This window comes from Trinickia symbiotica (genome assembly GCF_002934455.1).
GTDB classification, from domain to species: Bacteria; Pseudomonadota; Gammaproteobacteria; order Burkholderiales; family Burkholderiaceae; genus Trinickia; species Trinickia symbiotica.
This window is the reverse complement of record NZ_PTIR01000027.1, coordinates 1-19217: the sequence shown is the minus strand read 5'-3', so window position 1 is coordinate 19217 and position 19217 is coordinate 1. Positions and strand designations below refer to the sequence as shown.

22 protein-coding genes and 1 tRNA gene are annotated in these 19217 nt (G+C 64.5%); 15 read left to right on the top strand and 8 right to left on the bottom strand.

From position 1 onward, the window contains the following. Positions 1-182: 182 nt before the first annotated feature. The 3 genes from dusA to B0G57_RS27340 all read left to right on the top strand — a co-directional run bounded on the left by dusA (position 183) and on the right by B0G57_RS27340 (position 1953). Positions 183-1187: a tRNA dihydrouridine(20/20a) synthase DusA gene (gene dusA / locus B0G57_RS27350; protein ID WP_026229924.1), complete on the top strand. Its 1005-nt coding sequence runs from the start codon at positions 183-185 to the stop codon at positions 1185-1187. A 91-nt stretch (positions 1188-1278) separates the two neighbouring features. After that, a tRNA-His gene (locus B0G57_RS27345) sits at positions 1279-1354 on the top strand. 176 nt (positions 1355-1530) lie between these two features. Further along, positions 1531-1953, top strand: coding sequence for a hypothetical protein (locus tag B0G57_RS27340; protein ID WP_018442054.1), 423 nt, complete (start codon positions 1531-1533; stop codon positions 1951-1953). Between the two features lie 41 nt (positions 1954-1994). Here B0G57_RS27340 and B0G57_RS27335 read toward each other — a convergent pair whose 3' ends face one another. Continuing rightward, positions 1995-2837: an ABC transporter permease gene (locus B0G57_RS27335; protein WP_018442053.1), complete on the bottom strand. Its 843-nt coding sequence runs from the start codon at positions 2835-2837 to the stop codon at positions 1995-1997. Between the two features lie 38 nt (positions 2838-2875). Next, complete coding sequence (gene nodI / locus B0G57_RS27330) at positions 2876-3790, bottom strand: nodulation factor ABC transporter ATP-binding protein NodI (RefSeq protein WP_018442052.1); 915 nt, start codon at positions 3788-3790, stop codon at positions 2876-2878. Positions 3791-4022: 232 nt separating this feature from the next. Between nodI and B0G57_RS27325 the strand changes: the two genes are divergently transcribed. Further along, positions 4023-4532 (top strand): universal stress protein, encoded by a 510-nt coding sequence (locus B0G57_RS27325; protein ID WP_018442051.1) that lies wholly within the window; start codon positions 4023-4025, stop codon positions 4530-4532. A gap of 81 nt (positions 4533-4613) precedes the next feature. On the opposite strand, the gene B0G57_RS27320 is transcribed toward B0G57_RS27325, so the two are convergent. From B0G57_RS27320 to lexA, 3 genes are all read right to left on the bottom strand, one after another. Continuing rightward, positions 4614-5282: a DUF2939 domain-containing protein gene (locus tag B0G57_RS27320; protein ID WP_018442050.1), complete on the bottom strand. Its 669-nt coding sequence runs from the start codon at positions 5280-5282 to the stop codon at positions 4614-4616. 137 nt (positions 5283-5419) lie between these two features. Then, positions 5420-5758 carry a hypothetical protein gene (locus B0G57_RS27315; RefSeq protein ID WP_018442049.1) on the bottom strand — a complete coding sequence of 113 codons (339 nt, stop codon included), beginning with the start codon at positions 5756-5758 and terminating at the stop codon, positions 5420-5422. 18 nt (positions 5759-5776) lie between these two features. After that, the gene (lexA, locus tag B0G57_RS27310) at positions 5777-6424 is read right to left on the bottom strand and encodes a transcriptional repressor LexA (protein ID WP_018442048.1); all 648 of its coding nucleotides are present in this window, start codon (positions 6422-6424) and stop codon (positions 5777-5779) included. Between the two features lie 276 nt (positions 6425-6700). On the opposite strand from lexA, the gene B0G57_RS27300 reads away from it, so the two are divergent. The 6 genes from B0G57_RS27300 (at position 6701) to B0G57_RS27275 (ending at position 12697) form a co-directional block, all read left to right on the top strand. Then, entirely contained in the window at positions 6701-7687 is a 987-nt protein-coding gene (locus B0G57_RS27300) for a sulfate ABC transporter substrate-binding protein (RefSeq protein WP_399279077.1), read from the top strand. 26 nt (positions 7688-7713) lie between these two features. After that, positions 7714-8625, top strand: a complete 912-nt coding sequence (gene cysT, locus B0G57_RS27295; RefSeq protein WP_018442046.1) for a sulfate ABC transporter permease subunit CysT — start codon at positions 7714-7716, stop codon at positions 8623-8625. Continuing rightward, positions 8622-9545 carry a sulfate ABC transporter permease subunit CysW gene (gene cysW, locus B0G57_RS27290; RefSeq protein WP_018442045.1) on the top strand — a complete coding sequence of 308 codons (924 nt, stop codon included), beginning with the start codon at positions 8622-8624 and terminating at the stop codon, positions 9543-9545. Before cysT ends, cysW begins: the two co-directional genes overlap by 4 nt. 14 nt (positions 9546-9559) lie before the next feature. Beyond that, entirely contained in the window at positions 9560-10645 is a 1086-nt protein-coding gene (locus B0G57_RS27285; RefSeq protein ID WP_018442044.1) for a sulfate/molybdate ABC transporter ATP-binding protein, read from the top strand. 22 nt (positions 10646-10667) lie between these two features. Then, positions 10668-11594, top strand: coding sequence for a CysB family HTH-type transcriptional regulator (locus B0G57_RS27280; RefSeq protein ID WP_018442043.1), 927 nt, complete (start codon positions 10668-10670; stop codon positions 11592-11594). A gap of 65 nt (positions 11595-11659) precedes the next feature. Beyond that, on the top strand, positions 11660-12697 hold the full coding sequence (locus B0G57_RS27275) for an asparaginase (protein WP_020566345.1): 1038 nt from the start codon (positions 11660-11662) through the stop codon (positions 12695-12697). A gap of 137 nt (positions 12698-12834) precedes the next feature. On the opposite strand, the gene B0G57_RS27270 is transcribed toward B0G57_RS27275, so the two are convergent. The 3 genes from B0G57_RS27270 to gcl form a co-directional block, all read right to left on the bottom strand. Next, on the bottom strand, positions 12835-13716 hold the full coding sequence (locus tag B0G57_RS27270) for a 2-hydroxy-3-oxopropionate reductase (RefSeq protein ID WP_018442041.1): 882 nt from the start codon (positions 13714-13716) through the stop codon (positions 12835-12837). 122 nt (positions 13717-13838) lie between these two features. Next, positions 13839-14639 carry a hydroxypyruvate isomerase gene (gene hyi, locus B0G57_RS27265; protein WP_018442040.1) on the bottom strand — a complete coding sequence of 267 codons (801 nt, stop codon included), beginning with the start codon at positions 14637-14639 and terminating at the stop codon, positions 13839-13841. Positions 14640-14660: 21 nt separating this feature from the next. Then, complete coding sequence (gene gcl, locus B0G57_RS27260) at positions 14661-16430, bottom strand: glyoxylate carboligase (RefSeq protein WP_026229923.1); 1770 nt, start codon at positions 16428-16430, stop codon at positions 14661-14663. Positions 16431-16557: 127 nt separating this feature from the next. Between gcl and B0G57_RS27255 the strand changes: the two genes are divergently transcribed. The 5 genes from B0G57_RS27255 to rplI all read left to right on the top strand — a co-directional run bounded on the left by B0G57_RS27255 (position 16558) and on the right by rplI (position 19069). Then, positions 16558-17493, top strand: a complete 936-nt coding sequence (locus B0G57_RS27255; RefSeq protein ID WP_018442038.1) for a substrate binding domain-containing protein — start codon at positions 16558-16560, stop codon at positions 17491-17493. A gap of 90 nt (positions 17494-17583) precedes the next feature. Beyond that, a complete protein-coding gene (gene rpsF, locus B0G57_RS27250; RefSeq protein ID WP_018442037.1) occupies positions 17584-17958 on the top strand; it encodes a 30S ribosomal protein S6 in 375 nt (124 codons plus the stop codon). A gap of 53 nt (positions 17959-18011) precedes the next feature. After that, entirely contained in the window at positions 18012-18311 is a 300-nt protein-coding gene (gene priB, locus B0G57_RS27245; protein WP_018442036.1) for a primosomal replication protein N, read from the top strand. A gap of 2 nt (positions 18312-18313) precedes the next feature. Beyond that, on the top strand, positions 18314-18589 hold the full coding sequence (gene rpsR / locus B0G57_RS27240) for a 30S ribosomal protein S18 (RefSeq protein WP_018442035.1): 276 nt from the start codon (positions 18314-18316) through the stop codon (positions 18587-18589). A gap of 27 nt (positions 18590-18616) precedes the next feature. Then, entirely contained in the window at positions 18617-19069 is a 453-nt protein-coding gene (rplI, locus tag B0G57_RS27235; protein ID WP_018442034.1) for a 50S ribosomal protein L9, read from the top strand. Positions 19070-19217 lie beyond the last annotated feature (148 nt).

Here is a 19217-nt window from a genome sequence, read left to right as displayed (position 1 = left end):
ATCAACGCTCCTTCTTTTGGCTTGGGTGCGCGAGCCGGCCGACGAACGAGGCGCCGCGGCCGGCCCGGCATGCGCGGGCTACATTCTAGCGGCTCGCCGACACGCGCTGCGCGTCGGAGGAGGAATGAGGCCGGCAACGCCATTGCGATAAAATGCCGAATTCGCTCGTCGATCTCTTCGCCATGCCGTTAAATTCAGTTTCCAGTCCGCGCCGCGTGTCCGTCGCGCCGATGATGGATTGGACCGATCGCCACTGCCGCTACTTTCATCGCCTCCTTTCGCGCCATACGTGGCTTTATACCGAGATGGTGACCACGGGTGCGCTGCTCTTCGGCGACGTCGCGCGCCATCTCGCTTTCACGGAGGACGAGGCGCCCGTTGCGCTGCAACTCGGCGGCAGTGAGCCGGAGGACCTCGCGCGCGCCGCGAGGCTCGGCGAGCAGTGGGGCTACGACGAGATCAATCTCAATTGCGGCTGTCCGTCCGAGCGCGTGCAGCGCGGGGCGTTCGGCGCGTGCCTCATGAAGGAGCCGCGGCTTGTCGCGGATTGCGTAAAGGCGATGCGCGATGTCGTGACGACGGTTCCGGTGACGGTCAAGCACCGGATTGGCGTCGATGACGTGGAAGACTATGCGTTCGTGCGTGACTTCGTCGGCACGGTGGCGCAAGCGGGCTGCAGCGTCTTCATCGTTCATGCCCGCAATGCGATCCTCAAGGGTTTGTCGCCGAAGGAAAATCGCGAGATTCCGCCGCTCAAGTACGACTATGCGTATCGACTCAAACGCGACTTTCCGGAACTCGAGATCGTCATCAACGGCGGCATCAAGACGCTGGACGAAGCCGAGGCGCATTTGCAGCATGTGGACGGCGTGATGCTCGGCCGCGAGGCGTACCACAATCCCTACCTGCTCGCGGATGTGGACAAGCGCTTCTACGGCTCCAATGCCGTGGCCCCGACGAGGGACGAAGTCGAAGCGGGCCTCATCGCCTATTGCGCGACGGAGCTTGCTCGCGGTACCTACCTCGGCGCCATCACGCGTCACGCTCTCGGGCTCCACCGCGGCGTCGCGGGCTCACGCGGCTGGCGGCGCGTGCTTTCCGACAACAAGCGGCTGGCGGCAGCCGATCTCTCGATTTTTGACGAGGCGCGCGCACATTTGCGCGAGCCGGCGGAAATTCCCGGTTGAGGGGACTAGGCAAGTCCGAATCGGGTTTGTATAATCTCGCTTCTTCGTCGGTGCCGCTTGGTTTCGGGGCACTGAACGACAAGTCTCAGTGGTGGCCGTAGCTCAGTTGGTAGAGTCCAGGATTGTGATTCCTGTTGTCGTGGGTTCGAGTCCCATCGGCCACCCCAGTAGAATTCAAGCAGCCAGCCCGGTTTCGATGACCGGGCTTTTTGCTATTTAGCGGTAGTTTTAGTTCGAGACGGGGCGGTTCACTTCTAGTGGTACGATCTCCAAGTGATGGTGCGCTCGGCGCGCCTGAGTGCCAACGCCATCGCCGTTCGGGTTCCACTGGATAATCAACATCATGAGCAAGCAAAAGACCGACCCCAAACTGGAGCAGGCGCTGACGCGCGGCGATCTCGCGATTCGGCAGGCCAACTCGGCGCGTGCCACGGCGTTGCTGCGCGCGCTTGCGAAAATGGTCTCCGAGGCCTGCGCGACGATCGGCGTCGAGGCGTTCACGTCGATTCCCGACGGCGATCGCATCTACGATCCGGCGGCCGGCCTTTGGCCGCAGAAACTGGTCATCTCGCTCGATGGACCGGTCGAGACGTCCGACCCGGACGAACTGCGCACGGTCTGGTTGCGAGCCGATACGCCGGAAGTCGTATTCCGGTGCGAGTGGCAACGCGCCGACGGCAAAATCGGCCGGCATGAAGCGAGGCCTTTTGCGATGGTCGGCTTCATCACCGACGTCGACATTCCCTGGGGCGACGACGAGCAATGATCGCGCGGGGGAGCGTTAGCCGTGCGGCAACGCGGCGCGGGCTATCGCATCATCCGCCGGCGAAAGAGCGCCGCGCAGGCGAAGAACGGGACGATCACGTAGGCGGCCAACACGGCCAGATGCATCGGGGCGTCCGTGATGGGACGATCGAGCATCGCTGGCCGGATCAATTCGACGGCGTGGGCGAGCGGAAGCGCCAGGGCGGCTTGCTGCACCGGTTCGGGCAGCTTCGAAAGCGGAAAAAAGATGCCCGATAGCAGCAGCATCGGCGTAATGACGAGCGTCTGATAGAACATGAAGAAATCGTAAGAGGGCGCAACCGCAGTGACAACCATGGCCAGGCTGGCGAAAGCGATGCCGGCGAGTGCGATGACGGGTAGGGCAAGGAGCATGGACGGAAATTGCGCGTAGCCGAGCACACCCGCGACGACCATGATCGCGGCGCCGGACAGAATGGCCTTGCTGCCGGCCCAGGCGATTTCGCCGACGACGATGTCGCCGAGCGTAAGCGGCGTATGCATGATCGCCTCCCACGTCCGTTGGACATGCATGCGCGAGAACCCAGAATACATCGCTTCGAAGCTCGCGGACATCATCACGCTCGAAGCCACGGTGCCCGCGGCGAGGAACGCGATGTACGGCACCCCGTCGACCTGACCGACCATCAGCCCCAAGCCGAAGCCGAGGCCGAACAAATAGATCATGGGATCGGCCAGATTGCCGAACATCGAGGCGAGCGCGAGCTTGCGCCATACGAGGTAATTGCGGCGCCAGACCGAAAGCCAGTTGGCCGCGTTGGCCGGCAGCGCGAAACGAAATCCATGCGCACGCCGTGCACCCGCTGCCCGGCGTTCGGCTTCTGTTCGGTAGGAAGGTGTATCCATAGCTGATTTTTGGGTCGCGGTCGCCTTGTCTCGTGCCGTCACTCTTGCATCTCGCGGCCGGTAAGCCTAAGAAAGACGTCTTCGAGATTGGCGGGCCGATGCAGATAGCGCAGTCCCGCCCGGCCGGCGAGTCGCGCGTTGACGGGGCCAGCGTCGCGCACGTAGCAGAACAGCGTCTCGCCGCTGATCTCGGTGCGCGTGGCCAAAGGCGCGAGTTCGTCGCGAAGCGCCGCGGGCGACGCGCCGTAGACTTCGATGACGTCGCAGCCGATCTCGGCCTCGACGAGCGCGCTGGGCGCGCCTTCCGCGATCTTGCGTCCCTCTTCGATGATGCAGAGCCTGTCGCAAAGCCGCTCGGCTTCTTCCATGAAGTGCGTCGTCAGCAGGATCGTCTTGCCGCGCCCAAGCAGCGAGCGAAGCCGTTCCCATATGAGGTGCCGCGCCTGCGGGTCGAGGCCGGTGGTCGGCTCGTCCATGACGAGGACATCCGGATCGTTGATCAGCGCGCGCGCGAGCGTGAGGCGCCGCTTCATTCCGCCCGAGAGCTCGCTGACGCGCGCGTCAGCCTTGTTCTCCAGGCGGGCAAACTCGAGCAGCATGGGTACCATGGCCCGCGTCTTGCTCGCGGATAAGCCGAAGTAGCGCCCGAATACGAGCAGGTTCTCGCGGACGGTGAAATCGGGATCGAGGTTGTCGAATTGCGGAACGACTCCGATTCGTTGCCGCGCAAAACGAGCGCGGGCAGGAATCGTCTCGCCGCAAAGCCTGATGGTGCCCGCGTCGGGCTCCGCGATGCCGAGCAGCATCTTGAGCGTCGTCGTCTTTCCGGCACCGTTGGGCCCGAGCAGGCCGAAGCACTCGCCGGTTCGAACATGGAACGTCAAGCCGTCGACGACCGTTTTATCGCCATAGCGTTTTTCCACTTCCAGGAATTCGATCGTGTTGTTCGACATGGGTGCAAGTGAGCGATTTCGCACGAGACCAGTGCAGGCGGCGATCCATTCTATTGCATCGGGGAGCAGCGCTTGGTCCGCGTCCGCGATGAAGGAGCGCGTTGTTGCGCCGCAGCGTGTCGACCCGGCTTGCGCCGGCGCGCGACTACGCGTTTTCCATCGCTTGCAACCGCGGCGGCGACGCAGGATTATTCAAACGAATGTCTGCGGTTTGCGCGGATAGGAGGCCACGATGGCGTGTTACAACAAGATTCTGCTGTGTTACGACGGCACCCGCGAAGGTCGCAAGGCATTGCGCTGTGGCGCCAATCTCGCGCTCGACCTACAGGCGGAGACGCATCTCCTTTCAGTCGTGGATATGCGCACGAGCATCGCGCAAAGCGCCGGCCTATTGACCGATGTCGCCTGCGGACGCTTCGAGGACGCAGCCCGCGAGATTCTTCAGGAAGGGGTCGACTGGCTGACCGAGCGCGGCGTGACGGCGCACGGTCATTTTGCGTTCGGGCACCCTATCGACGAGATTGCACGGCTCGCGGAGGAGTTGAAGGCTGACCTCGTCGTGGTCGGCCACCGCGCGCGCAGCGGGTTGTCGCGATGGTGGATGGGCGCGGGGAACACGCAATTGCTCGATCGCGTCTCGTGCAGCATTCTCGTGGCCGTTTCGACGGCGCACGAAACAGAACCGCTGGCTGTCAGCCCGTCGGCCGCGCAGACGTCAGCCAAGGCCGGCAGCGAGACATAGGGCAGGCCCGACAAGGCGCCGTGCGGCGTCCTATCTATCGAGCGGCAAGCGGCGGCTTAGCGTCGAGCGACGCCGCCTCAGCTATTGCTGGTTCAGATCGACCGCCGAGAGTCTCCAGGAAAACCACCCATCGCGGCGCAGGATCACGCTATACGGTGCGCTCGCGGCGTCATGCCGATAGGTGACGACAAATTCGTCGATGCCGCGATAGTGTGCTCCGACGCGCTTCGGCGCAGCCGGGGCGTTCTCTGCCGGCGCTGGGGTCGCTTGGCTCGACGGCGGCGCAGCGGGCGCGGCAGCGGACTCACCAGCGGACGGTGCCGTTGGCGGAGCGGGCGGCGAGAGCGCCTCGCTCGGCTCGCCGCGCGGCGGCATGCCGTTCAGTAGCGCTGCGACGCCTTCAGGCGTCGCATAGTTGTCGACGAGCGGACCAATCAACGCCATGCCTACGAGTGCGCCGAATGCGGCGAGCGGATGCTCGCGCTTTTGCGATTCGACGCGTCGGGACAGCAATTGCGACAACTGCTGCTTGAGGCTCGCACGCAGCGCCGGATAGTCGACGTAGCGGTCGACCGTTTCGGCATCGCGTGCATCGGCGGCTTGCTTCAAGCGGTCGAGAACGAGGTACGGGGTGGCGTAGATGTACGCGAGGATGGCGAATACGATAATCGCCGCGATTACGATCGCGACGGCGGCGAGCGGCTTGCCGCGTGCACGATTGGGTCTGTCATTTGTCGTCACTGGGCGCATTTCCTTGAGTAAGCAGAGCGAAACCCGATGGACCGGCGATGTGGCAAAACGTTTCCCGGTCCTGGCGTCGCTCGATGACCGAATGTCCGGCTGACTCTCGAAGTCGCGCCCTTCCCCAACGAAATCGCGCGGCGGTATCAGCCGAGCCGCGCCGCGCGCATCCCTGCGCGTTCTTCGTCGATACACCGGTCGATCATTCGGCAAACGGCGTCGATCGTTCCGACGAGAATCACGCGCGACGCGCCATGATAGACCCGTACCGGCGCCCGCTGCGCCGGTTGAGCATGTAACGCGCTGTTGAGCGAGACACGCGCGAAAGCCGGCATCGACGAGGGCCGCTCGTCGAGGGCAAGTGTGGCGTGCCGGCTCGAATCCGCTGCGGGCGCCGCTTCGAGCGGCGGACATGGCACCAGACTGCGCAAGTGGCGCAGGCGGCCGAAGCGGCGAAACGGCATGAGGCGGGCGAGGCGGTCCATGGTTTTTCCCTTGGGCGTTCAGAATTCGGTGGGACGGATGAGGCCGACGGCGATGCCTTCGAGCGCGAACTCCGCGCTGCCGGCCTGGACGAAAATATTTTCGTAGTCGGGATTCTCCGCAATCAGCTCGACACCGTTCGACCGGCGCTTGAAGCGCTTGACGGTGACGTCGTCCCCGAGGCGGGCTACGACGATTTGACCGTCTTTCGCCTCGGTTCGCTTTTGCACGGCGAGCAGATCGCCGTCTAGGATTCCCGCGTCGCGCATCGAAAGCCCTCGCACTTTTAGCAGGTAGTCGGGCTTGCTCGAAAAGAGCGCGGGATCGCATGCGTAGTGCTGCGAGATGTGCTCCTGCGCGAGGATCGGGCTGCCTGCCGCGACGCGGCCGACGAGCGGCAGCGAGAGCTGCATCAATGCCGCATGCGGGAGCGTCAGCTGCCGCGGCGCATCGTCCGACGCCAGGAGCCGAATCCCTCGCGAAGCGCCCGCCGCCAGCTCGATCACCCCTTTTCGAGCGAGTGCGCGCAGATGCTCCTCCGCCGAATTCGCCGAGCTGAAGCCGAGTGCCGCGGCGATCTCGGCTCGCGTTGGCGGGTACCCGCTCTGCTCGATCGACTGGCGGATCAAATCGAATACCTGCTGCTGTCGTGCGGTGAGTTTGGTCATGGCGACACTGTATGGATAGACAGGTTTCTGTATTTTTATACAGTATTCGGCGGAACACAAGTGGCACGTCCCCCTTTTTTTATGACGTCTTCGCGCCGCCGCAACCTTCTTATCTGTTTTTCATATAAAGGAATTCGAAATCCTTCGTTTGGATCATAAGGGCTCGTGGCTAGACTAGCTCGTCATTCAAAATTGATGCAATGCGGCCAGGAGTCAGAAGAAATGGTGGAAAGGGGAAGCGAGTGGTCGGGCAAGCGGCGGCGCCTGCTCGGCGGCATGGTGGCCGGCGCGGCCGCGGCGATGTTGGGGTTTGCCGCCGAGGCGCAAGCGGAGACTACGCTGCTGAACGTTTCCTACGATCCCACCCGCGAGCTCTATCAGGCAGTCGACAAGGCATTCGCCGAGCAATGGAAAGCGAGCACGGGCGAGGGTGTCTCGATTCGTCAGTCCCACGGCGGCTCGGGCGCGCAGGCGCGCTCGGTCCTCGCGGGACTGCAGGCCGACGTCGTCACGCTGGCGCTCGCCTACGACATCGATGCGCTGGCGAGTAAGGGGCTCCTCGCGCGTGACTGGCAAAAGCGTCTGCCCAACAACGCGGCGCCATACACCTCGACGATCGTCTTTCTCGTGCGGCACGGCAATCCGAAGCGCATCAAGGACTGGGACGATCTCGTGAAGCCCGGCGTTTCGATTGTCACGCCGAATCCGAAGACTTCCGGCGGCGCGCGCTGGAACTACCTCGCCGCGTGGGTCTACGCGCTCAACCGTCCGGGCGGCAACGAGCAGAAGGCGAAAGACTTCGTCGCGCAGCTTTATCGCAATGCCGGCGTGCTCGATTCCGGCGCGCGCGGCGCCACGACGAGCTTCGTGCAGCGCGAGCTGGGCGACGTTCTGATCGCATGGGAGAACGAGGCATTTCTCGCGCAGAAGGAATTCGGCGCGGACAAGTTCGAGATCGTCGTTCCGTCAGTGAGCATTCTCGCGGAACCACCCGTCGCCGTCGTCGACGGGGTCGTCGATAAACGGGGGACGCGCAAAGTGGCCGAAGCCTATTTGCGCTTCCTCTACAGCGACGAGGGACAAAAGATCGCCGCGGCCAACTTCTACCGGCCGCGCTCGGCGAACGTGCCTGCCGAGCTCACGGCGAAGTTTCCGAAGCTGAAGCTCTACACGGTCGACACGGCTTTCGGGGGCTGGGCAAATGCCCAGAAGGTGCATTTCGCCGACGGCGGCACGTTCGACTCGATTTACCAGCCTCACTGAAGCTCAACGACTGAAAGGCATCGACGATGTTCGCTTTTCGCAGGCCCGGCGTATTGCCCGGCTTCGGCATGACGCTAGGCATCACGCTGGCTTACCTGGGCCTGGTGGTGTTGATCCCGCTCGCGGCCGCGTTCCTGAAGGCCTCGACGCTCGACTGGACGCAGTTCGTCGCGGCCGTGGCTTCCCCGCGCGTGCTGGCCTCTTATCGGCTGACGTTCGGCGCCGGCGCGATCGCGGCCCTCGTGAACGGAGTCTTCGGCCTGCTCGTCGCCTGGGTTCTCGTGCGGTACCCGTTTCCCGGCAAGCGCCTCGTCGATGCGATCGTCGATTTGCCGTTCGCGCTGCCGACGTCCGTCGCGGGCATCGCGCTCGCCTCCATCTACGATCAGCACGGCTGGATCGGCCGTTGGCTCGCGCCGCTCGGGCTGAAGGTGGCCTTCACGCCGCTCGGGGTCCTCGTCGCGCTGACGTTCGTCGGGCTGCCGTTCGTCGTGCGTACCGTCGAGCCTGTGCTGCAGGATTTCGAGCACGCGCAGGAGGAAGCGGCGGCGTGCCTCGGCGCCTCGTCGTGGCAGACGTTTTCGCGTGTCGTGCTGCCCGCGTTGGCGCCGGCGCTGTCGACCGGCGTCGCCCTCGCGTTCGCCCGCGCGCTCGGCGAATACGGCTCGGTCATCTTCATCGCCGGTAATATCCCGATGAAATCAGAAGTCGCGTCGCTGCTCATCATCACGAAGCTCGAGCAGTACGACTATGCCGGCGCGACAGCGCTCGCCGTCGCGATGTTGGTCGCTTCGTTCGCGATGCTCTTCGCGATCAACGCGCTGCAATGGCATTGGCAACGCCGCACGAGCCGCAACGGCAGGGGTAGGAGCAGGGCGCGCAGCGCGAGCACCGCGCCGCGTTCGGCGCCGACGGCCGGGCAGGGAGCGATCGGATGAGCCGCATCGCCGTTCCAATCGAAACGAGCGGGGCCGGGCAAGCCAGCGCCCGCTCGAGTGCCGCAACCTCCTCGACTGCTCGCCGTCGCGCCGGAGCAAGCGCGAGCGTCGCGCGCTGGGCGTTGACGGGCATCGCGCTCGCATTTCTCGCGCTGTTTCTGGTCGTGCCGCTCGTGGCCGTGTTCAGCGAGGCGTTCAGCAAGGGCGTCGCGTACTATTTCCAGGCGCTCGCCGAGCCCGACGCGCGCGCCGCCATCGCGCTCACGCTGACCGTGGCGGTAATCGCGGTGCCGCTCAATCTCGTCTTCGGCCTCGCCGCATCGTGGGCTATCGCGAAATTCGAATTTCGCGGCCGCGCATTGCTGACGACGCTGATCGATTTGCCGTTTTCGGTCTCGCCCGTGATCTCGGGCGTGCTCTATGTGCTGCTCTTCGGCGCGCAAGGCTGGTTCGGCCCGTGGCTCCAAGCGCACGATCTGCAGATCATCTTCGCGGTGCCCGGCATCGTGCTCGCGACGATCTTCGTCACCTTCCCGTTCGTCGCGCGCGAGCTCATTCCTCTCATGCAGGCGCAGGGCAAGGAAGAAGAAGAGGCGGCGCGCGTACTCGGCGCGTCGGGCTGGCAAATCTGGCGCCGGGTGACGCTGCCGAATGTGAAGTGGGGGCTCATTTACGGTGTGATACTTTGCAACGCGCGCGCGATGGGCGAGTTCGGCGCCGTCTCCGTCGTCTCGGGGCACATTCGCGGCTTCACCGATACGATGCCGCTGCATGTCGAGATTCTCTACAACGACTACAACTTCGCGGCCGCTTTTGCCGTCGCCTCGTTGCTTGCGCTGATCGCGCTTGCGACGCTTGCCGTGAAACTCGTCGCCGAGCGTCGGCTCGCGGCCGAGGGCGCGAGCGCAACACTTCCCTGACGAAAGGTACTGGAATGAGCATCATCGTTCGCAATCTGCACAAGCGTTTCGGCGATTTCGTCGCGCTCGACGGCGTCTCGCTCGAATTCACGCGCGGCGAGCTCGCGGCGCTGATCGGTCCGTCGGGCTGCGGCAAGACCACGCTGCTGCGCGTGATCGCCGGACTCGAGGCGGCGGACGAAGGGGAAGTGGTGCTCAACGGTCGCGACGTGGGGGCGCTCGACGCGCGGGAACGGCAAGTCGGCTTCGTGTTTCAGCACTACGCGCTCTTTCGCCACATGACGGTGTTCGAGAACATCGCTTTCGGGCTGCGCGTCAAGCCGCGTCGCGAGCGTCCCTCGGAGGCGGTCATTCGCGCGAAAGTCAATGAGCTCCTGGGACTGGTGCACCTGGGACATCTCGGCGACCGGTATCCGGCCGAGCTCTCGGGCGGCCAGCGGCAGCGCGTCGCGCTTGCGCGGGCGCTCGCCGTCGAGCCGAGCGTCTTGCTGCTCGACGAGCCGTTCGGCGCGCTCGACGCGAAGGTGCGCAAGGAACTGCGCGACTGGCTGCGCCGGCTTCATGACGAGCTTTCGATCACGACGATCTTCGTCACGCACGATCAGGAGGAGGCGCTCGACGTCGCGGACCGGATCGTCGTCATCAATCATGGCCGCATCGAACAGGCGGGCAGCCCCCAGGAAGTCTATGACGAGCCGCGCACGCCGTTCGTTTATGCGTTCCTCGGCGCGGCCAACCGCGTGGCGGGCAGCGTCGAGCCGCACGGTTTCGTTCCTCACGGAGCGAGTGCGCCGCTCGTTGCCGCATCCACGCTGGCGGAAGAGGCCGGCGCGCCGGCCGCGGCTTCGGGTCCGGCATTCGCGTACGTGCGTCCGCACGACCTGCAGATCTATCCGCACGCGGTCGCGCGTAGCGATGGCGTGGCGGCCGACGTGCGGCGCGTCGTGGCGCGCGGGGGCTCGGTTCGTGTCGAGCTCGCCGGCGCCGCTGGTCCGCTCGAGGCGGAGATCGCGCGCGAGGCCTGGCATGCATTGCAGCTCGCCGAGGGCGACCGCGTGACAGTCGTGCCGCGCTCGGCGCGCGTCTTCGAAGCGCAGTAAAGAAAAACCAAGAGAGGCCTTTATGAACTTCCAGCAACTGCGCTACGTGCGCGAGGCAGTGCGCCGCAACTTGAACCTGACCGAGGTGGCGAATGTGCTCTATGCCTCGCAATCCGGGGTCTCGAAGCAGATCAAGGATCTCGAGGACGAGTTGGGCGTCGACATCTTCGTGCGGCGCGGCAAGCGGCTGACAGGGTTGACCGAGCCGGGCAAAGCCGTGCATCGGCTCATCGAAAGGATGCTGCTCGATGCCGAAAACGTGCGCCGCGTGGCGCGCCAATATGCCGACGAGGACACCGGGCATCTCGTCGTCGCCACGACGCACACGCAGGCTCGCTACGCGCTCCCACAGGTGATCCGGGAGTTCAAGGAGGTTTTCCCCAAGGTGCATCTCGCCTTGCGCCAGGGCAGCCCGCGCCAGATCGCGCAGATGCTCGTCGAGGGCGAGGCCGATATCGCGATCGCGACGGAAGGCCTCGATCGATACTCCGACATCGTCACGTTTCCGTGCTACTCGTGGCATCACATCGTGGTCGTGCCCAAGGGACACCCGCTTGCCGCCGTGAAGACGGTGACCCTCGAGGACGTCGCCGAGCATCCGATCATCACTTACGAGCGCGACATCACCGGCCGTGCTCATATCGACGAAGCGTTCGAGAAAACCGGAAGACTCCCCGACGTGGTGCTCACCGCGATCGACGCCGACGTGATCAAGACGTATGTGGAGCTCGGCATGGGCATCGGTATCGTGGCGGCGATGGCCTACGATCCGAAGCGAGACTCCGAGCTCGTCGCGCTCGAGTCGCAGCATTTGTTCGAAGCGAGCACGACGCGCGTCGGGCTCCGCAAGGGCGCGATCCTGCGCGCGTACGCCTACCGGTTCATCGAAATGTTCGCGCCCCAGCTCGCCGGCACCGACATCACGGGCCGACTGCGCGAAGCGGCTTAAACGCAACGAGTTTTTCTACGCCATTCCTTACGGCGCCGCGCCGCGCGCCGTATAGAATGGCGGCCATGGACACAATCAGCACCTCGAACTCGGCGGTTTCGCCCGACCCGGCCGCGCTGCCGCGCATCGCCGTTCTCGCGACGGGCGGCACCATAGCGGGTTCCGCTGCCGACGCCGCCCAGACGGCCGGCTACCAGGCCGGCGTGGTCGGCGTCGATCGCCTGCTCGCGGCGGTCCCCGCGCTCGCGAACATGGCGAACATCGAAGCGGAGCAAGTCGCGAGCATCGACAGCAAGGACCTCGAACTTTCCCTGTGGACAGTGCTCGCACGGCGCATCGGCGAGCTCGCGTCACGCGCCGACATCGACGGTATCGTCGTCACCCATGGCACCGATACGCTCGAAGAGACGGCATACCTGCTCCATCTGACGGTGAAAACATCGAAGCCGATCGTCATGACGGCCGCGATGCGCCCGTCTTCGGCGCTCTCGGCTGACGGGCCGCTCAATCTGCTCGGCGCCGTCACGGTGGCGGCCACGCGTGAGGCGTGGGGAAGAGGCGTGCTCGTCGCGTTCAACAACCGTATTCATAGTGCGCGCGATATCGTCAAGACGAGCACCTATGCCGTCGATGCGTTCCAATCGCCCGAGGTCGGCGCGCTCGGCTGGGTTCAGGATGGGCGTGTCGAATTTCAGCGCAGCGTCGTGCGTCCGCATACGGCGGCAACGCCGTTTGTCGCCGACGCCGGCTGGCCGGGCGTGGAGATCGTCGCAAGCTACGCCGGCGCGACGCGCACCGCGGTCGATGCGCTGATCGCCGCTGGCGTGCGCGGCATCGTCGTGGCGGGTACCGGGAATGGGTCGGTCCATGCGACCGTTCAAGCCGCTCTGGCCGAGGCGGTCCGGCAGGGCATCGCGGTGGTTCGCGCGTCGCGTGTCGGCTCGGGGCATGTCATGCGCAACGGAGCCGCGCCCGACGATGCGCTCGGCTTCGTCACCGCGGGCACGCTCAATCCTTACAAGGCTCGCGTGCTGTTGATGCTCGCGCTGGCGGTGGGAATGGGGGAGCGCACACTGCTGCAACGCGCTTTCGACACCTACTGAAAGAACGCAGGGCAATCCGACAGACGGACACCCGACGACGACGTCTGACCGACCAAGGCTTCCCCGTCGTCGCCGGGCGCCGCTGCGGACCCCACTTCGCCGCCCTCAGCCCGAAAGCGGCGTTCCTGCTTACCTGATCACGCCTCGATCTCGAACCCGGCCATGATTTCGAGGGCGCGAATGATGGCGGAGTGATCCCACCCGCTGCCGCCGTGCGCCGCGCAGACGCTGAAGAGCTGCTGCGCGCTCGCCGTATGAGGCAACGCAATGCCGAGCTTGCGCGCGCCGTCGAGCGCGAGGTTCAGGTCCTTTCTGTGAAGCTCGATGCGAAAGCCCGGGTTGAAGGTGCGCTTCGTCATGCGCTCGCCATGCACCTCGAGCACGCGCGACGAGGCGAAGCCGCCCATCAGCGCGCGCCGTACGCGCTCCGGATCCGCACCGGAGCGCGCCGCGAAGAGCAGCGCTTCCGCCACGGCTTCGATGTTGAGCGCCACGATGATCTGATTGGCGACCTTGCAGGTCTGTCCGGCGCCGTTATCGCCGATGAGCGAGACGTTCTTGCCCATCAACTCGAAGAGCGGCTTGGCGCGTTCGAACGCCGCCTCGGGGCCGCCGACCATGATCGTCAGCGTTGCGTCGCGCGCGCCGACTTCGCCTCCCGATACCGGCGCATCAAGATAGTCGCACCCGAGCTCATTGATCCGCTTGGCGAACGCCTGCGTTTCGAGCGGCGAGATGGAGCTCATGTCGATGACGAGCTTCCCCTTCGAAAGGCCTTTCGCGACGCCATCGTCGGCGAAAAGCACGTTGGCCACATCCGGCGTGTCGGGCACCATCGAGATGATGACTTCCGCTGCCGCCGCAACGGCCGCCGAATCGGTGACCACGGTGGCACCCTCGCGCAGATCGTCAGGAACGGGGTGCTTGCGGTTGAGGACGAGGGTATGGCCCCCCTTCAGAAGGTTGCGCGCCATGTGCGAGCCCATGATGCCGAGGCCGATAAAGCCGATCTTTGCCATGTCGATATTTCCGTCAGTCAGTCTGCTCTGGTTGCTGAATCGTGATGGATCGACTTCTATTCTCAGCTCGAGTGTGCCGAGTCCATCGGATGATGAAGGGTGCCGCTATACCGCGCCGTGCGCTATCGGGCAGCGGCGCTTGCGCGGCCGGCGACGGTCCGCAGCCAGCCCAGGCCGTCGTGCGTTGTCGTGCGCGGCTTGTACTCGCAGCCGATATAGCCATCGTAGCCGAGACTGTCGATGAACTCGAACAGGAACGCGTAGTGGATCTCGCCGGTGCCCGGCTCGTGACGGCCGGGATTGTCGGCGAGCTGCATATGAGCGATACGCGGCAGATTGGCCTTGATCGTTGCGGCGAGCTCACCCTCCATCCTTTGCATGTGATAGATGTCGTACTGCAGGAAGAGGTTCTCCGAGCCCACATCGCGGATGACGTCGAGTGTTTCCTTCGAGCGGTTCAGCGCGAACCCTGGAATATCGTAGGCGTTGCAGGGCTCGACGAGCAACCGGATCCCGTCGCGCGCGAGCGCGGCCGCGGCGAAGCGCAGATTGTCGACGAGCGTCGAGCGCGTCCGCTCGGCATCGACGCCGTTGGGACGGATGCCGGCAAGGCAGTTCACCTGGCGCACCTTGAGGGCCTTCGCGTACTCGATCGCGCGGCCCACGCCGTCCTGAAATTCGCCGACCCGATCAGGCAGGCAGGCGATGCCGCGCTCGCCCGCTTCCCAGTTGCCGGCGGGCAGATTGTGAAGAACCAGGCGCAGCCGGTTCGCCTCGAGCCGTTCCGCGAGCTCGGCGGCACCAAACGGGTACGGAAACAGAAACTCGACGGCATCGAAGCCGGCACGGGCTGCCGCCTCGAAGCGATCGAGAAACGGCACCTCATTGAACAACATCGTCAAATTCGCTGCGAATTTCGGCATGATGCAGATCTCACTGGTCGGTCAGGTGGGAAGCGCCGTCGGCGCATCGTCGAGCGATTCCGCGAGCGGCTCGAATTCGTTGACGGCGTCGATCTCCGCGCCCATCGCGATGTTGGTCACGCGCTCGAGAATCACTTCGACGACGACGGGAACCTTGAACTCGCCGAGCATCGTCTGGGCTTTTTCAAGGGCGGGCTTGATGTCCTCGGGCCGGAACACGCGCAGCGCCTTGCAGCCGAGGCCTTCCGCGACTGCCACATGATCGACGCCATACCCGTTCAGCTCCGGCGCGTTGATGTTCTCGAACGCGAGCTGCACGCAGTAGTCCATGTCGAACTGCCGCTGCGCCTGGCGAATCAACCCGAGATACGAGTTGTTCACGACGACGTGCACGTAGGGCAGGTTGAATTGCGCGCCGACCGCAAGCTCTTCGATCATGAACTGGAAGTCGTAATCGCCCGAAAGCGCGACGATCGGACGCTGCGGGTCGGCCGCACGCACGCCGAGCGCGGCGGGGATCGTCCAGCCGAGCGGGCCGGCCTGTCCGCAGTTGATCCAGTTGCGGGCTCGATAGACATGGAGGAACTGCGCGCCGGCGATTTGCGAAAGGCCGATCGTGCTGACGTAGCAAGTGTCGCGGCCGAAGACCTTGTTCATTTCCTCGTAGACGCGTTGCGGCTTGACCGGCACGTTCTCGAAGTGCGTCTTGCGATGCATCGTGCGCTTGCGCTCGCGGCATGCCTCCGCCCACTCGCCGCGGTCCTTCAGCCGGCCTTGCGCCTTCCATTCGCGCGCGACTTCGACGAAGAGCTCGAGCGCGGCCTTCGCGTCGGAGACGATGCCGAGGTCCGGGCCGAACACGCGCCCGATCTGTGTCGGCTCGATATCGACGTGGACGAACTTGCGCCCCTTCGTATAGACATCGATGCTGCCCGTGTGGCGGTTCGCCCACCGATTGCCGATGCCAAGCACGAAGTCCGATGCGAGTAACGTCGCATTGCCATAGCGGTGCGAGGTCTGCAGACCGACCATACCGGCCATGAGCGGATGATCGTCGGGTATCGCGCCCCACGACATCAGCGTCGGAATGACGGGCACGCCGATCGTCTCGGCGAATTCAACGAGCAGTTGCTCCGCCGCCCCATTGATCACGCCGCCGCCCGATACGATCAGCGGGCGCTCCGCGTCGTTCAGCATTTGCAGCGCGGCCTCGATCTGCCCCCGCGTCGCTCGCGGTTTGTAGACAGGAAGCGGCTCGTAGGTGGCGATGTCGAACTCGATCTCGGCGATTTGAACGTCGATCGGCAGGTCGATCAGCACGGGCCCGGGGCGGCCCGAGCGCATGAGATGGAACGCTTGCTGGAAAACGCGCGGCACCAGCGCCGGCTCGCGCACGGTCACGGCCCACTTCGTCACGGGCTTCGCGATCGATTCGATGTCGACGGCCTGGAAGTCTTCCTTGTAGAGGCGCGCACGCGGCGCCTGGCCCGTGATCGCGAGGATCGGAATCGAATCGGCCGAAGCGGAATAGAGGCCCGTGATCATATCGGTGCCGGCGGGGCCGGACGTACCGATGCACACACCGATGTTGCCCGGCGCGGCGCGTGTATAGCCCTCGGCCATGTGCGAGGCGCCTTCCACATGGCGCGCGAGCACGTGGCTGATGCTGCCCGCTTTCTTCAGCGCGGAGTAGAGCGGATTGATGGCGGCGCCCGGCACGCCGAATGCCGTGTCGATACCTTCCTTCTCGAGAACAAGCACGGCTGCGTCGACAGCTCTCATTTTCGGCATGGATGTCTCCTTCATGTCTATGGGCGTTCGAGTCGTTACTTTAGAAGCGTGCCGAAGGTTTGATAAGATCGCGGAAAGTCGGGTTTTTCGATACAAAAAGTATCGAATCGGTGCAAGGGGACTGACGATGGATCGCTTCAAGCAAATCGAGACCTTCGTGCGCGTGGCCGAGGCGGGCAGCCTCGCCGCCGCGGCGCTCGAGGAGGGCGTTTCCCCCGTCATTCTCGGTCGGCGCATCGACGCGCTCGAAAAACGCCTCGGCGTCAAGCTCATGTACCGCTCGACGCGGCGTCTCGTCGTCAGCGAGGAGGGCGCCGCGTTCCTCGAGCGTTGCCGCGGACTGCTCGCCGACTGGGACCAGGCCGAAAACGAGCTCGCCGCCGGCCGGCGCTCCGTGAGCGGGCATCTGATCGTGTCGGCGCCTGCCGCGTTCGGCCGCAAGCACGTCGCGCCGCTCGCGCCGGCCTTTCTGGCGGACAAACCCGATCTCAAGATGTCGTTCAATCTGACCGACCGCGTCGTCGACCTGGTCCGCGAGGGCTACGACCTGTCGATCCGCATTGGCGGAGCGGTCGATCCGAGCTTCGTGGCGGTCAAGCTTGCAGCGAATCGCCGCGTCGTTTGCGGCACACCGGAGTATTTCGCGAAGCACGGCCGACCGAGAACGCTCGACGAGCTGCTCGAGCACAACTGCCTCGCGTTCAATTTACAAGGGGGACAGAACCGCGGCTGGTATTTCCGCCGTAACGGCAAGCTGGTTACCGTGCGCGTGACGGGCACGCTCGACTGCAACGACGGGGAGCTGTTGCACCGCTGGGCGGCCGAGGGGCTCGGGCTCGGTTGGCGCTCGACGTGGGAGATCGCCGAGCAGCTCGCGCGCGGCGAGCTGGAAACGGTGCTCGATGAGTTCGCACTGCCCGATTACGACATCCTCGCCGTCTATCCGCAGCAGCGATATGTCCCCGCAAAGGTGCGTTACTTCATCGACTACCTCAAGAGCGTCTACAACCGGCCGGGATATTGGGGCGGGGCGCCTTCGCCCGTGGCCTGCCCGGCGGCTTGAGCGCGGCCCGAATTTACGCTACAATCGCCGGCTTCTCACTTGCCACACCGGCTCTGACGCCCGGGTGGCTTCTATCCACAAGGAGTGCTTATGCGTCACTACGAAATCGTCTTCGTCGTGCACCCCGACCAGAGCGAGCAGGTGCCCGCGATGATCGAGCGGTACAAGTCCACGATTACCACGCGCGGCGGTCAGATCCACCGCATCGAAGACTGGGGCCGTCGCCAGCTGGCCTACATGATCGAGAAACTCGCGAAGGCTCACTACGTCTGCATGAACATCGAATGCGACCAGGCAACGCTCGAAGAGCTCGAGCACGCATTCAAGTTCAACGACGCCGTGCTGCGTCACCTCATCGTCAAGATGAAGAAGGCCGAAACCGGCCCGTCGCCGATGATGAAGGAAGTGCAGCGCGAAGAAGCCAAGAAGGCGGCTGCTTCGCAGTCGTCCGAAGCGCAGGCTTGAAAACGGTTTGACGTTACGAGCCGCCAAGGTCTCATGGATTCCAAGCCGCTTCCGTGAACAGGCTGCAACTCACGGCCAGCGTGATCGAGCGCGAGCCGCTGCGCTATACGCCGGCTGGCGTGCCGATCGCAAGCTGCACGTTGCAACACCGCACGGAAGTCGTCGAAGCCGGCATCGCCCGGCTGGTCGAATTGACGATGCCCGCGCTGGCCGCGGGTGCCGCGAGCGGCAAGCTCGAAAGCTGTGAAATGGGCGTCGAGACGCTGTTCACGGGTTTTCTGGCGAAGAAGAGTCGCAATGCGAGAACCTTGGTGTTTCACATCACAGAATTGCAGGACATTGGAAAGGACTGAACATGCCCCGTCCCACTGGTAAAAAGTTCGACAAGCGCCGCCAGCAGCAAAACCCGCTCTTCAAGCGCAAGAAGTTCTGCCGCTTCACGGCAGCCGGCGTCGAGTACATCGACTACAAGGACATCGAAACGCTGAAGGACTTCATCGGCGAAAACGGCAAGATCACGCCGGCTCGTCTGACGGGTACGAAGGCCCACTATCAACGCCAGCTCGATACGGCGATCAAGCGCGCCCGCTTCCTCGCGCTGCTGCCGTACACGGATCTGCACAAGGCCTGATCAGACGGCGCTACAAGGAGAATTCGAATGCAAATCATCCTTTTGGAAAAGGTTGTCAACGTGGGCAACCTCGGCGATATCGTCAAGGTCAAGGACGGCTTCGCGCGTAATTTCCTGATTCCGCAAAAGCTCGCCCGCCGCGCCACGAAGGAAGCGATCGCCGAGTTCGAAGTGCGTCGCGCCGAGCTCGAGAAGGCCGCCGCCGACAAGCTCGCCGCCGCGCAAGCGCTCGGTGAGAAGTTGTCGGGCCTCACGGTCCAGATCGCGCAGAAGGCCGGCGTCGACGGTCGCTTGTTCGGCTCGGTCACGAACGCGGACATCGCCGAGACGCTGACGAAACAGGGCTTCGCTGTCGAAAAGGCGCAAGTCCGCCTGCCGCAAGGCCCGCTGAAGATCGTGGGCGATCATCCGGTGCAGGTTTCGCTGCATACGGACGTTCTCGTCGACGTCACGGTGTCGGTGCTCGGCGAGCACGCCTGAGCGCGGTCCATCGCGATCCAAAAGGGCAGCCGTGGCGCTGCCCTTTTTTCGTTGTGCGCCCGGCAGGGCGCATTCACTTGGAGGTGAAAGTCCTCTACACGCCCGGCAAGGGGAAGTGTTAGCCGGAGGCAAGGGTGTCGCGGGCGAC